General features: G+C 64.7%; 12 protein-coding genes. 6 read left to right on the forward strand and 6 right to left on the reverse strand.

Annotated elements, in window-relative coordinates:
* Positions 1–265: 265 nt before the first annotated feature.
* Genes NCS58_RS18590 through NCS58_RS18600 form a run of 3 tightly spaced genes read left to right on the forward strand, consistent with a single transcriptional unit; the run spans position 266 to position 2,784 of the window.
* Positions 266–1,663, forward strand: coding sequence for a cytochrome ubiquinol oxidase subunit I (locus tag NCS58_RS18590; protein ID WP_061115664.1), 1,398 nt, complete (start codon positions 266–268; stop codon positions 1,661–1,663).
* A 4-nt stretch (positions 1,664–1,667) separates the two neighbouring features.
* Positions 1,668–2,669 carry a cytochrome d ubiquinol oxidase subunit II gene (gene cydB, locus NCS58_RS18595; protein ID WP_061115663.1) on the forward strand — a complete coding sequence of 334 codons (1,002 nt, stop codon included), beginning with the start codon at positions 1,668–1,670 and terminating at the stop codon, positions 2,667–2,669.
* Positions 2,647–2,784: a hypothetical protein gene (locus NCS58_RS18600; RefSeq protein WP_250477438.1), complete on the forward strand. Its 138-nt coding sequence runs from the start codon at positions 2,647–2,649 to the stop codon at positions 2,782–2,784. Before cydB ends, NCS58_RS18600 begins: the two co-directional genes overlap by 23 nt.
* An 18-nt stretch (positions 2,785–2,802) precedes the next feature.
* Here NCS58_RS18600 and NCS58_RS18605 read toward each other — a convergent pair whose 3' ends face one another.
* Both NCS58_RS18605 and mnmH read right to left on the reverse strand, forming a co-directional pair.
* Complete coding sequence (locus NCS58_RS18605) at positions 2,803–3,855, reverse strand: permease (protein ID WP_061115662.1); 1,053 nt, start codon at positions 3,853–3,855, stop codon at positions 2,803–2,805.
* A gap of 26 nt (positions 3,856–3,881) precedes the next feature.
* A complete protein-coding gene (mnmH, locus tag NCS58_RS18610) occupies positions 3,882–4,949 on the reverse strand; it encodes a tRNA 2-selenouridine(34) synthase MnmH (RefSeq protein WP_061115661.1) in 1,068 nt (355 codons plus the stop codon).
* 140 nt (positions 4,950–5,089) lie between these two features.
* Here mnmH and NCS58_RS18615 point away from each other — a divergent pair, with 140 nt between their 5' ends.
* Together NCS58_RS18615 and eutC are read left to right on the forward strand one after the other, a co-directional pair.
* Positions 5,090–6,466, forward strand: coding sequence for an ethanolamine ammonia-lyase subunit EutB (locus tag NCS58_RS18615; RefSeq protein WP_061116051.1), 1,377 nt, complete (start codon positions 5,090–5,092; stop codon positions 6,464–6,466).
* On the forward strand, positions 6,463–7,233 hold the full coding sequence (gene eutC, locus NCS58_RS18620) for an ethanolamine ammonia-lyase subunit EutC (protein ID WP_061116052.1): 771 nt from the start codon (positions 6,463–6,465) through the stop codon (positions 7,231–7,233). Before NCS58_RS18615 ends, eutC begins: the two co-directional genes overlap by 4 nt.
* Before the next feature lie 155 nt (positions 7,234–7,388).
* On the opposite strand, the gene NCS58_RS18625 is transcribed toward eutC, so the two are convergent.
* From NCS58_RS18625 to NCS58_RS18635, 3 genes are all read right to left on the reverse strand, one after another.
* Positions 7,389–9,251, reverse strand: coding sequence for a sigma-54-dependent Fis family transcriptional regulator (locus NCS58_RS18625; protein WP_250538852.1), 1,863 nt, complete (start codon positions 9,249–9,251; stop codon positions 7,389–7,391).
* A 127-nt stretch (positions 9,252–9,378) separates the two neighbouring features.
* Positions 9,379–9,552 carry a DUF1328 family protein gene (locus NCS58_RS18630; RefSeq protein ID WP_086960659.1) on the reverse strand — a complete coding sequence of 58 codons (174 nt, stop codon included), beginning with the start codon at positions 9,550–9,552 and terminating at the stop codon, positions 9,379–9,381.
* Between the two features lie 157 nt (positions 9,553–9,709).
* Positions 9,710–10,867: an OpgC domain-containing protein gene (locus NCS58_RS18635; RefSeq protein WP_061115658.1), complete on the reverse strand. Its 1,158-nt coding sequence runs from the start codon at positions 10,865–10,867 to the stop codon at positions 9,710–9,712.
* A gap of 291 nt (positions 10,868–11,158) precedes the next feature.
* Here NCS58_RS18635 and NCS58_RS18640 point away from each other — a divergent pair, with 291 nt between their 5' ends.
* Positions 11,159–11,908, forward strand: coding sequence for a TerC family protein (locus NCS58_RS18640; RefSeq protein ID WP_061115657.1), 750 nt, complete (start codon positions 11,159–11,161; stop codon positions 11,906–11,908).
* Positions 11,909–12,015: 107 nt separating this feature from the next.
* Here the strand turns inward: NCS58_RS18640 and NCS58_RS18645 are convergent, their stop codons facing one another.
* Positions 12,016–12,420: a DUF4186 domain-containing protein gene (locus NCS58_RS18645; protein ID WP_061115656.1), complete on the reverse strand. Its 405-nt coding sequence runs from the start codon at positions 12,418–12,420 to the stop codon at positions 12,016–12,018.
* Between the last annotated feature and the right edge of the window lie 4 nt (positions 12,421–12,424).

The raw sequence follows: 12,424 nt of genomic DNA on the forward strand, positions 1-12,424 counted from the left end.
GTAAAAGTTGTTTCTCAGCGCTTCATCGTGCGGCGTGCGATCAGTGCGGTCGATTGTCGCGAAAGCGTGTGCGCGCTCGTGCCGCACTGCACTATGCCGTCGCCCCGAAATAATCGAGGAATCAACCTCATAGCACCGCTAACCCCTTGAAACCGCGGCATTTGCGCGCAATGCACATTCACTGACGCAGCGCAACACTTTCTCGAAATAGCGCTAAGCTCCGCCCCGTTACACGTCTGGTGTGAACTTCAAGGCACAAGTCATCATGCATTCGACTCCCGAAGCACTCGATCTGGCGCGGATCCAGTTCGCGTTTACCGTCTCTTTCCACATCATATTTCCTGCGCTTTCCATCGGACTCGCGAGTTTCATCGCGGTGCTCGAGGGCGCCTGGCTCAAAACCGGCAAGCCGGTCTACAAGGAGCTGTGTCTTTTCTGGTCGAAGGTCTTTGCTGTCGCATTCGGCATGGGCGTCGTGTCGGGCGTCGTGATGGCGTACGAATTCGGCACCAACTGGGGCGGCTTTTCGAGCTTCGCCGGTCCCATCACCGGGCCGCTGCTCACGTACGAAGTGATGACCGCCTTCTTCCTCGAAGCGGGCTTCCTCGGCATCATGCTGTTCGGCTGGAACAAGGTGGGTCCGAAGGCGCACTTCGGTGCGACGCTGATGGTCGCCATCGGGACGATCATCTCCACGTTCTGGATTCTCGCGTCCAATAGCTGGATGCAGACGCCGCAGGGCTTTCGCATCGAAGGCGACCATGTGGTGCCGGTGGACTGGTGGGCGATCATCTTCAACCCGTCCTTCCCGTACCGGCTCGCGCATATGGCGATTGCGGCGTTCATCGTCGCGGCGCTCGTCGTCGCCGCTACCGGCGCGTGGCATCTGCTCAAAGGCCGGCGCGATCCGGCCATCAGAAAGATGTTTTCGATGTCGCTCTGGCTGCTGCTCGCATTGACGCCGGTCCAGGCGCTCGTCGGCGACGCCCACGGCCTGAACACGCGCGAACATCAGCCGGCCAAGATCGCGGCGATCGAAGGCATCTGGGACACCGAGAAAGGCGGCACCGCGCTCAATCTCTTCGGCATTCCCGACATGGAAGCCGAAACCACGAAGTACGCCGTATCGATTCCGCATCTCGGCAGCTTGATCCTCACGCATAGCTGGGACGGCGAGATTCGCGGACTGAAGGAGTTTCCCAAGCAGGACCGCCCGAATTCGACGCTCGTGTTCTGGAGCTTTCGCGTGATGGCGGGTCTCGGCGTGCTGATGATCGTGATGTCGGTTGCCGCGTGGTGGCTGCATCGCAAGCGCAGGCTGTTCGATGCGCGCTGGTTCCATCGCTTTGCACTGGCGATGGGCCCGACCGGATTCATCACGCTGCTCGCGGGCTGGGTCACGACCGAAGCCGGGCGCCAGCCGTGGGTCGTGTACGGCGTGATGCGCACGGCCGATGCCGTGTCGCCGGTCACCGCGCAGCAAGTCGGCGTGTCGCTGCTCGCGTTCGTCATCGTCTACACGATCGTGTTCGGCACCGGCATCTACTACTTGCTCAAGCTGCTGCGTCACGGTCCCGCGTTGCCGGGGTCGCACACGCCCACATCCGACGGCAGCGCGCGCCGGCCGCTCAGCCTTCCGCATCAGTCCATCGAAGGAGCCTAAGTATATGGACCTCACACTCGCCTGGGCCGCGATCATCGCGTTCGGTCTTTTCCTCTACGTGGTGCTCGACGGCTTCGATCTCGGCATCGGCATTCTCTTTCCGTTCTTCCCCGACCAGCGTGATCGCGACGTGATGATGAACACCGTCGCACCCGTCTGGGACGGCAACGAGACCTGGCTCGTGCTCGGCGGCGCGGGACTCTTCGCCGCCTTCCCGATGGTCTACTCGACCGTGCTGTCCGCGCTTTATCTGCCGCTCGTGCTGATGCTCGTGTGCCTGATCTTCCGCGGCGTGTCGTTCGAGATCCGCGCGAAGGCGCAGCGCACGAAGCCCATGTGGGATCTCGCGTTCATCGGCGGATCGGCGGGCGCGACCTTCTTTCAGGGCGTGGCGCTCGGCGCGTTCCTGGGCGGCATTCCCGTCGCCGATGGCCGTTTCGCCGGCGATCCCTTCGGCTGGTTCTCGCCCTTCTCGATCTTCACGGGCGGCGCGCTCGTCGTCACGTATGCGCTGCTCGGCGCGTGCTGGCTGATCGCGAAAACCGAAGGCGATCTGCAGCGGCGGATGTATCGCGTGGTATGGCCGCTGACGCTTTTGCAGCTCGCGACGATCGCGGTGGTCAGCGTCTGGACGCCGCTGCAGGATGCGGGCATCGCGTCGCGCTGGTTCGATTCGCCGCTGTTCTACCGCCTGCTGCCGGTGCCGGTGCTCGTCGCGGCTTGTGCATGGGCGATGCGCCGCTCGATTCAGTCGCGTCACGAGAAGCGTCCGTTCGCGGTGGCGCTCGGCTTCGTGCTGCTCGGCTACGCGGGACTCGTCGCGAGCATTTCACCGCACGAGATTTTCCCCGGCGTGTCGATCTGGGACGTGGCCGCGCCCCGTTCGAGCCAGCTCTTCACGATCATCGGCGCGGCGGTGATCCTGCCCGTGATCGTCGCTTATACGACGTTCGGTTATTGGGTCTTCAGGGGAAAGGTACGTCATGGCGAACATCATTACCACTGAACGCGCACGGAAGATTTTCTGGTTCGTCGCGCTGTGGATGGCGGGCGTCGGCGGCACGATGCTGCTCGCGCTCCCGTTCAAGTTGCTGATCCGGGCGGGAGCCGCGATTCACTGACGCGCGAAGCCCGCCCGCTCAGAACCACGCCGCCGCGATCAGCCCGCCCACGATCCCGAACACCACCACCGCGGCCGCCACGAACGCGAGCACGCGTGGAGGAAACGACCGCGCGAGCATCGCGAGCGACGGCACGCTGACGGGCGGCAGCGTCATCAGGAGCGCGCCGGCCGGGCCCGTCGCCATGCCGAGCGACAGCATCGCCTGAATGATGGGCACCTCGCCCGCCGTCGGAATCACGAAAAGCGTGCCCGCGACGGCAAATGCGGCGATCCACAGCATGCCATTGCCGATATCCGGCCCGATGTGCGGAAAGAGCCACGCGCGCGCCGCGCCGAGCAGCAGCACGAGCACGATGTACTCCGGCACGAGCCGCAAGGTCATGCGGCCGAGGATCTTGACCCAGCGGGAGAACGCAGTGCCGGGCTCGTCTTCTTCGATCAGCTTCGCGAGCGCCTGACGCGACGCTGCCGCCTGCGCCGGCGTCACCATGCGGTTCACCGCGTAGCCAAGGCCGAACACCATCAGAACGCCGAGCACGAGGCGCAAACCGGTCCATTGCCAGCCGAGCACGAAGCCCATGAAGACCAGCGCCGCCGGATTGAGCACCGTATTGCCGAGCCAGAACGCGACAGCCGCGCCCGGCGCCGCCTCGCGCGCGCGCAGGCCCGCGACGACCGGCGCCGCGCAGCACGTGCACATCATTCCCGGCAAGGACATGAGGCCGCCATTCACGACGCTGCCGAAATTGTGCTCGCCGAGCGCCCGCGCGACCCAGCGCGGCGGAATCAGCGCCTGCACCGCGGAGCCGAGCAGCAGGCCGAGCACCATGGCCTGCCAGATCGCTTTGCCGTAGGCCATCGCGTAGTCGAGCGCAGCTTGCCATGAAGGTTCCGGCGCGCTGGCGGACGTGCCCATCAAAATTGACTTACCGATCGAATGCTGGCTCGCCGCGACGAACGCGCGGTTGTAGTAGGGAAACCATTTCACGTAGAAGAGGCCTGCGACGGCGATCAGCAGGAACACCATCCAGCCGAGGGCGACGCGCGGTTGTCGGAGCGTGGTCATAATTTTTTGTTTCGTGGGGTGAAAATGGGTCAGCCGAGCGCGGGCGTCGTCTCGGCAAGTTGCGCGAGAAGGGCCTTCGCCTGCTCGATGTTGTCGGCGTCGTTCGGACGGAACAGCACGTGCGCCGCGTGCGGCAATTGCGTGTAGAGCGCCTGATTGCTGCGCCGGTACGCGGGATCGTAATGGTGGTCGATCAGTTCGGCAAAGAGCGCGGCGCGCGCGTTCTCATCGATCAGCCGATGCCAGTGCGCCACGCGCTCGCGGCTATGCAGTGCGACGAGCTTCGTCAACTGCGCCTTGAAGAACGCGGGATCGTCGAAGAGATGGCCGTAGTCCTGCAACAGAAACGCGATGCGGTCCTCGCGGCGCGCTTCCACCTGCACGCACGACGCCACGTGCAGATTGTCGAGCACGGCATCGGGCATCGTGATCGAGCCGATGCGCCGCCCTTCCGCCTCGACGAAAACCGGCTTGGCGGGATCGAAACCCGAGAGCGCGTGCACGAGCGCCGAATCGAATGCTTTTTGCGACGGCTGCGCGCGCCCCGGCAGCGCGCCGAGCAGCGATCCGCGATGCGCCGCGAGCGCTTCCAGATCGAGCGTCTGCGCGCCCGCCGAGTCGAGCGCCTGCAATAGCCGCGTCTTGCCGCTGCCGGTATGGCCGATCAGTGCGATATAGCGAAACCGCCCGGGCAGCGTGCCGAGCCGCTCGATCACGTCGCGCCGGTAGCTTTTGTAGCCGCCGTCGAGTTGGCGCGCCTGCCAGCCGATCATGTTGAGCCACGTCGTCATCGAGCCCGAGCGTTTTCCTCCGCGCCAGCAATAGACGAGCGGCCGCCAGTTGCGCGGCTTGCCGGCGAAGATCGTGTCGAGATGCGTTGCGATGTTGCGCGCGACCATCGCCGCGCCGACGCGCGTCGCCTCGAACGGCGACACCTGCTTGTACATCGTCCCGACGATCACGCGCTCCTCGTTGCTGAGCACGGGCGCGTTGATCGCGCCGGGAATGCGGTCTTCGGCGAATTCGAGCGGCGTGCGGACGTCGACGATTTCGTCGAAATCGCTCAGACGATCGATGGAAACGAGCAGGTTTTTCACGGGCTGCGGGCGGGTTTTGGCTGAATCAAGCGGAAAATTATCGCATGCAGGCGGATTTCGGCCCGACGGCGCATTTTTGAGCGCGGCGCGGCGCGCGCGAAGCGGCTAAAGTGCATCAATCGATCCATCCGGGGGAAGCGATGAGCTATCACGAGACGATCGGCGCGCGCCGCTACCGCTTCGACGATCTGAAGACGCTGCTCGCGCGTGCCAGCCCGCGCCGCTCCGGCGACGAACTCGCGGGCGTCGCCGCGGCGACGGAGGAAGAGCGCGTCGCCGCGAAAATGGCGCTCGCGCAGGTGCCGCTCGCCGCGTTTCTCGACGAGCCGCTCATCCCCTATGAAGACGACGAAGTCACGCGCCTGATCGTCGATACGCACTCGCGCGAGGCCTTCGCACCGATCGCGCATCTGACCGTCGGCGAATTCCGCGAGTGGCTGCTCGCCGACAGCACCGACACCGCCGCGCTCGAAAGCATCACCATGGGCGTCACGCCGGAAATGGCCGCGGCCGTTTCCAAGCTGATGCGCAACCAGGACCTGATTCTCGCTTCCAGGAAGCGCCCGGTCGTCACCCGCTTTCGCACGACCATCGGATTGCCCGGACATCTGTCGGTGCGCCTGCAGCCGAATCACCCGACCGACGATCCGAAGGGCATTGCCGCATCCATGCTCGACGGCCTCCTTTACGGCTGCGGCGATGCGGTCATCGGCGTGAATCCCGCCTCGGATTCGCCCGCCGCCATCGGCAAGTTGCTGGCGATGATGGACGACTTCCGCCAGCGCTACGACGTGCCGATGCAATCGTGCATTCTCACGCACGTCACCAACACGCTCGCGGCGATCGAGCAAGGCGCGCCCGTCGATCTCGTGTTTCAGTCGGTCGCGGGCACCGAGCGGGCGAACGCGAGCTTCGGCGTATCGCTCGGGCTGCTGGAGGAAGCGCACGATGCGGCGCTGTCGCTTCGGCGCGGCACAGTTGGCGACAATGTCATGTACTTCGAGACGGGACAAGGCAGCGCACTGTCGGCGAATGCGCATCACGGGCTCGATCAGCAAACGTGCGAAGCGCGCGCATACGCGCTCGCGCGGCGCTTCAGACCGCTTCTGACGAACACGGTGGTCGGCTTCATCGGCCCGGAGTATCTTTTCGATGGCCGGCAGATCATCCGCGCCGGACTCGAAGATCACTTCTGCGGCAAGCTGCTCGGTGTGCCGATGGGCTGCGACATCTGCTACACCAATCACGCCGAAGCGGATCAGGACGACATGGACACGCTGCTCACGCTGCTCGGCGTGGCGAACGTCAACTTCATCATGGGCGTGCCGGGCGCGGACGATGTCATGCTCAACTACCAGAGCACGTCGTTTCATGACGCGCTCTACATCCGCCGCGTGCTGAACCTGAAGCGCGCGCCGGAGTTCGAAGCATGGCTTGCGAAGATGCGCGTCACCGATGGTCACGGCAGCCTTCTCGCGGCGCCCGCGCAACCTCTGCTCGAATGGATCGACTCATGACGGACGCCGACGCATGGAACGCGCTGCGGCGCTTCACCAACGCGCGCATCGCGCTCGGCCGCGCGGGCAGCAGTCTGCCGACCGCGCCCTTGCTCGCGTTCGAACTGGCGCATGCCCAGGCGCGCGACGCGGTGCATCAGCCGCTCGATACGGCCGCGCTGGGCGCGACACTGCGCGCCGCCGGTTTCGAGACGCTGGACGTGCAAAGCGCCGCGCCGGATCGCGATCATTATCTGCGTCGCCCGGATCTCGGCCGCATGCTCGACGAGGCGAGCGTTGCCCGTTTGAGCGCGCACTCCGCCGCGACCGACGATCCGCCCGAACTCGTCTTCGTCGCCGCCGATGGCTTGTCGGCTTTTGCTGCGCAACGTCATGTCGCACCGTTGCTTATGTGTCTGCGCGGAACATTCGACGGCTGGAAGGTGGCGCCCGTCGTGATCGCGACGCAGGCGCGTGTCGCGCTGGGCGATCGCATCGGTGAGCTTTTACGGGCGAGGATCGTCGTCGTGATGATCGGCGAGCGGCCGGGACTCAGTTCGCCCGACAGCCTCGGGCTTTATGTGACTTACGCGCCGCGCGCCGGGCGCCACGATGCCGAGCGCAACTGCATCTCGAACGTGCGGCCCGAAGGACTCGATTACGAGAATGCGGCCTTCAGGCTGATGTGGCTGTTGAATGAAGCGCGCAGGTTGAAGCTCACAGGTGTCGGTCTGAAGGATCATAGCGGCTCGTTACCCGCGCGGGATGATGGGATTGTTGAGGGTTAGGTTTTTGTTTCGCCGGATCCCGTTTTCGTATTGGTTTATTAGCACTGCCCCTGTGCGGGGCAACGCCAATAAACCACAAAGAAAACGGGATCCGGCGAAAAAAACCAGCCATCCACGGCAATCTCGCTGGCCGAGCAAAAAAAACCGAAGCGTCGTCAAACCCGCAACTTCCGATACAACGTCGTACGCGAGATGCCGAGCGCCCGCGCCGTCGCCGACACATTGCCCCCGTGCGCCCTGAGCGCCGCGGCCACCGCGCTCGCTTCGATATCCACGAGACGCGCCCCGCTCACCGGCAGCGGCGCGTCTTCGATCAAACCGCCTTCACCGAGCTCATCGAGAAAATCATGCGGCAGATGTTCGACACCGATATGCGTGTCGTGATCGTCGAGCATGGCCGACGCGGTGCGCAGCACATTGCTCAATTGCCGGAAGTTGCCCGGCCACGGATGACGCGCGAAGAGCGCGAGCACGTCGTCATCGATGCCGACGATGCGGCCCGCGAAACGCTCGTGGCGCAGCATCTCGTCGACGACCGCGCGCAGATCCGTCCGTTCCGCGAGCGGCGGCAGCGTCACCGAAAGGCCATTGATTCGGTAATACAGGTCCTCGCGAAACGTCCCCTGCGCAACGCACTCACGCAACCGGCGGTTGCTCGCGCAGACGAGCGTGAAATCGACCGGCACCGCGCGCGCCGCGCCGAGCGGCTCGACGACGCGTTCCTGCAGCACGCGCAGCAAGCGGCTTTGCATCGCGAACGGCATATCGCCGATTTCATCGAGGAAGAGCGTGCCGCCGTTCGCCTGCACGATCTTGCCGATCGCGCCGCGCTTCGCCGCGCCCGTGAATGCGCCCTGCGTATAGCCGAAAAGCTCCGATTCGATCAGCGTCTCCGGCAACGACGCGCAGTTCACCGCGACGAACGGCCCCGTGCGGCGCGGCGAATCGCGGTGAATCGCGCGTGCGAGCATTTCCTTGCCGGCGCCCGTCGGCCCGCCGATCAAAATGGCGATGTTCTTGCCGATGACCTTCCGCACGCGCGCCACGATGTCGTTCATCTGCGCGTCGCCGGTGCAGAGATCGGCGAGGCTCGACCCGCTTTGCTCGCGCACGGCCATCGCGGTTGTCGCAGGCGACACGCTGGATGCCGGACGCGCATGAAATTCGATACTCGCGAACACCGCGACGCCGCTATGCAGTTCGAGACGGCACGGTGCGTCGCCCGCGCACGCGATCAGCGAGTCGACGCGCTCGCCGAACAGCGCCTCGAGCGTCTGTGAGCGCAGATGCGCCAGTTCGAACCCGAGCTGGAATTGCGCGCTGCGGTTCGCGCACAGAAGGCGGCCGTCGAGATCGAATACGGCGAGGCCCTCCATCAGCGTGCCGATAAACTCGGGCCGGCTGGGAAAGCGGATGCGCAACCCGTCGCCGAACGCGCTCGCGATCAGGCGGTTCTCAATCATCTGCCCGGACATCTTCACGAGCGCCATCGTGTGCTGGTGATAGCCGCGCCGGTCGCCAGTCACATCGAGGACGCCGGAGAGATTGCCGTGCGGATCGAGGATCGGCACGCTCGAACAACTGAGGAAATGATTGGCGCGCAAATAATGCTGGTCGCCATGAACGGTGACGGCGGTGCGCTCCGCGATCGTCGTGCCGATGGCGTTGGTGCCCTGATGCGCTTCACTCCACACCGCGCCCGCCCTCAGCGCGACTTTTTCGGCACGGGCGAGAAAATCGTCGTCGCCGAGCGAATGCAGGATAAGACCGCTCGCATCCGTCAGCGCGATCATGCTGTGCGTATTGGCGATCTGCGCATACAGCGTTTCCATCACCGGCAGTGCGTGCGCAAAGAGCGCGCGGCTCTCGCCGACCTTGACGGCGAGTTCCGCGCCCGACAGCACGGCGTAATCCGGGCGCATCGTCTCGCACAACCCGAATGTGGCGGAGCGCTCGTGCGAATGACGGATGACGTCGCATTGCGCAGGCTGCAAGGCCGCGCCGATGGCATGCTGCATCGCCTCCTCCTTTCCGGTTCACTGTCGCTCGCTTGTCTCTCGCGGCAATGTAACACCGTCGCGGCGTGCGGGTCGATGCGAGGAAGCACGCAGACGCGCCCGCACGGCGTTTCCGACGTTCCCGGCGCTACAGCACGAGCGAACCCGCCGTGATCGCGATGACCAGGAACACGACGAACAGGATCAAGAAGATGAAGAAAAAAATCTTGGCGATGCCCGCCGCGCCGGATGACACACGTGTAAAACCGAAGAAACCGGCGACGACGGAAATGATTGCGAACAGGATGGCGAGCTTCAGCATGACGAGTCCGTTGTGTGTTGAACTGCCTTCAGCGTGCAAGCTGCATGCCATGACGGTCATCGTCGATTTTTGTCGCGTGCGACGAGAAAATTCGACAGTTAGTTGCGCATCGGCTCAGAAAAAAGCGGGCAGCGAACTGCCCGTCTGAATAGCGTTCTCAGCGTACCGCCCGCGCCCGAGTGTCGGCGGTTGCTGCGACGGTCGCACGCGCGGCAGTGGCTACCGGCGCCGGCTGTCGCGTGCCGAGCCACGTCGCGACCCGACGGTGCGCGTGCGGCACGGCGAGCAGCGCGCCGATCGCGATGGCATCGGCGGCAAGGCCGGCTGGCACGTTGACGAGGCCATCGGTGAGGGTGAACAGGATCGAATCGACGACGAGCGAGATCACCGTCCCCGCAACGAAGGACACCATGCCGTCACGCCCCAACGCGCCGACCCACGGCAAACGACGCGCCACGGCCTTGACGACGCCGTAACGCGCCAGATTCGCTGCAATCCACGCGATGGCCAGGAAATTGACGACGCGCGGTCCGGCCAGATCGCGCTTGAAAGCGCTATCCAGCACGGGCGGCAGCACGAGCAGCTTGTAGTACGCCATGCCCGCGATCAACGCGACCGCGCCCGCACTCACGATCCAGCCGAAGCGGTTCGTGCTCACTCGCCGGTAAACCGGCTGGCAGCGCGCCAAAACGCCCAGCACGAACATCAACTGCCACGCGGCGGGATTGAAATCCCACAGGTTGTCATCGACGGACGGCATGTATTCGCCAATCTGCGATGCGAAGGCCCACAACGCGAGGCTCAGACCCAGCAACAGCCAGGGCTTGCTGCGCGCGAGCGGCAGCATGAGCGGCACGGCGAGCGCGAAGAGCGCGTACATCGGCAGAACGGCGGCAAGATACGGCTGGCGCTCGAATGTGAGAATCTGCGCGATCGACGAAAGCGGCTGCGACATCAGGCTGTCGAGGTCATGCAGCGCGAGATTCGGCGCGTGGCCGAAAAACGGCCGCAGCAGGAAGGACGCGACGAGCATCAGCGAGGCGGTGACCAGAAACGCGCGATAAAGCTCGAACGCGCGTTTGAGGAAGCGCACGCGGGCCACGCTTTCGGAGCGTCGCTGCGCGAGCGACCCATACGCCGTCGCCGTGGCGAAACCGCCGAGGAACACGAAGACTTCGGCGGCGTCGTTCAGCGCGAACGAATGAAGCGTGAAGCGCGACACCATGCTGCCGCCGATATGATCGACGACGATGATGAGCAACACCAGTCCGCGGAAGAAGTCCAGCTCGACGAGACGTTGTGATTTTCCCTGCATGCGGCTTGAGTTCGGTGTGTCCTGGCGACAGGAAGTTGGACGGCGGCCACGGACACGCGGCACGAAAGCATAGGAGTTTACCCGTAAATGCGGCGGCGCATCATCAGAACAGGCGCAAATAATCGTTTTAATTCCGGTATTTGCGACCGATAACGACCACAGCGCGACGACGGGTGGGCTTGTCACCGCGGCTTGAGCATCACGATTTGCATGAAGTTTTCAAGTTCCTTTCACTATGGGCGGCGATCAGGCTAATATCTCGCCCTCACCTGTCGAATCATTCCCCGGACCATGGACTATCTCGTCGCCCTTCTCGCCGATCCCGCCGCCTGGGCCGCGCTCGCAACGCTCGTCGTCATGGAAGTCGTGCTCGGCATCGACAACCTGATCTTCATTTCCATCCTGACCAACAAGCTGCCTGCGGCGCACCGGGAGCGCACGCAGCGCATCGGCATCGCGCTCGCGCTCGTCATGCGGCTCGGGCTGCTCGGCACCGTCGCGCTGATCGTGCGGCTCACAACGCCCATCTTCGAAGCGTTCGGTCACGGCTTCTCATGGCGAGACCTGATTCTCATCGCGGGCGGCGCGTTTCTCGTCTGGAAGGCGACGACCGAAGTCCATCACCACGTTACGCACGACGACGACGGTCATGCCGGCGCCGAATCGGCCAAGTCGCTGACGCCGCTGTCGGCGATCGGCCAGATCCTGCTGCTCGACCTCGTGTTTTCCATCGACAGCATCGTGACCGCGGTCGGCATGACCGAGCACATTCCGATCATGTTCGTCGCGGTGATCGCCGCCGTGACCGTGATGCTCTTCGCCGCAGGCCCGCTGTCGCGCTTCATCGAGCGCAATCCGACGATCGTGATGCTCGCGCTCGGCTTCCTGCTCGTAATCGGGATGACGCTGATCGCCGAAGGATTCGGCACGCATGTGCCGAAGGGCTACATCTACGCGGCGATGGCGTTCTCGGCGCTGGTCGAGGGGCTGAACATGCTGTCTCGCCGGGCGAGGGGACGACGAGCCCCGGGCCCGCGATGAACGGCGCCCTTGCTCGCGAACGCGGCTAGCGCTCACCCGGCGCCGTGCGCGGGAGCGCCTGTTGCGCCATCGTCCTGCCCGCCGGACGAGTCACGCTGAACGGCGCATCAGAAAGGTAATTCGCGCTGCGGATTGTCGGGCGCGGCGTCCTTCGCAGCCGGCAGCGGTTGCGCGCGCAGCCAGCGCGCGATCGCATCGACGACATGTTGTCGCCCGGCGTCGTCGAGCGCCTTGCCTGCCGCGATGCCGTGCCACTTGGCGAGGCACGTACGGCAGCACGTCGCCGTCGCGTGCTGCGCGATGAACACCGGATGCCCGCGAAACGGCGTCTGCTTGCCGTCGTTCAACGGCGCTTGCGGCGCGAGCCGCTTGCCGATCAACTCATGCGCCTGCGCGATCACCGTGTCGACGCCCTTTTCCCGCAGATATTTCCCCTCGCGCACGCCGAGCGCGAAACGCCGCCGGAAAGCCGATTTCGCGAGCGCGTCGAACACGGTGTCGAGGTCGCGCATGGCG

The organism is Caballeronia sp. INML3B (assembly GCF_023631305.1).
Lineage (GTDB): Bacteria > Pseudomonadota > Gammaproteobacteria > Burkholderiales > Burkholderiaceae > Caballeronia > Caballeronia turbans.

What these genes read in the sequence shown, in the direction of transcription:
- NCS58_RS18635 (WP_061115658.1), bottom strand. Translation starts at nt 10,867, where the DNA reads ATGCAGGGAAAATCACAACGTCTCGTCGAGCTGGACTTCTTCCGCGGA.
- NCS58_RS18645 (WP_061115656.1), bottom strand. Translation starts at nt 12,420, where the DNA reads ATGCGCGACCTCGACACCGTGTTCGACGCGCTCGCGAAATCGGCTTTC.
- NCS58_RS18615 (WP_061116051.1), top strand. Translation starts at nt 5,090, where the DNA reads ATGAGCTATCACGAGACGATCGGCGCGCGCCGCTACCGCTTCGACGAT.
- NCS58_RS18590 (WP_061115664.1), top strand. Translation starts at nt 266, where the DNA reads ATGCATTCGACTCCCGAAGCACTCGATCTGGCGCGGATCCAGTTCGCG.
- NCS58_RS18625 (WP_250538852.1), bottom strand. Translation starts at nt 9,251, where the DNA reads ATGCAGCATGCCATCGGCGCGGCCTTGCAGCCTGCGCAATGCGACGTC.
- NCS58_RS18640 (WP_061115657.1), top strand. Translation starts at nt 11,159, where the DNA reads ATGGACTATCTCGTCGCCCTTCTCGCCGATCCCGCCGCCTGGGCCGCG.
- eutC (WP_061116052.1), top strand. Translation starts at nt 6,463, where the DNA reads ATGACGGACGCCGACGCATGGAACGCGCTGCGGCGCTTCACCAACGCG.
- NCS58_RS18600 (WP_250477438.1), top strand. Translation starts at nt 2,647, where the DNA reads ATGGCGAACATCATTACCACTGAACGCGCACGGAAGATTTTCTGGTTC.
- NCS58_RS18630 (WP_086960659.1), bottom strand. Translation starts at nt 9,552, where the DNA reads ATGCTGAAGCTCGCCATCCTGTTCGCAATCATTTCCGTCGTCGCCGGT.
- cydB (WP_061115663.1), top strand. Translation starts at nt 1,668, where the DNA reads ATGGACCTCACACTCGCCTGGGCCGCGATCATCGCGTTCGGTCTTTTC.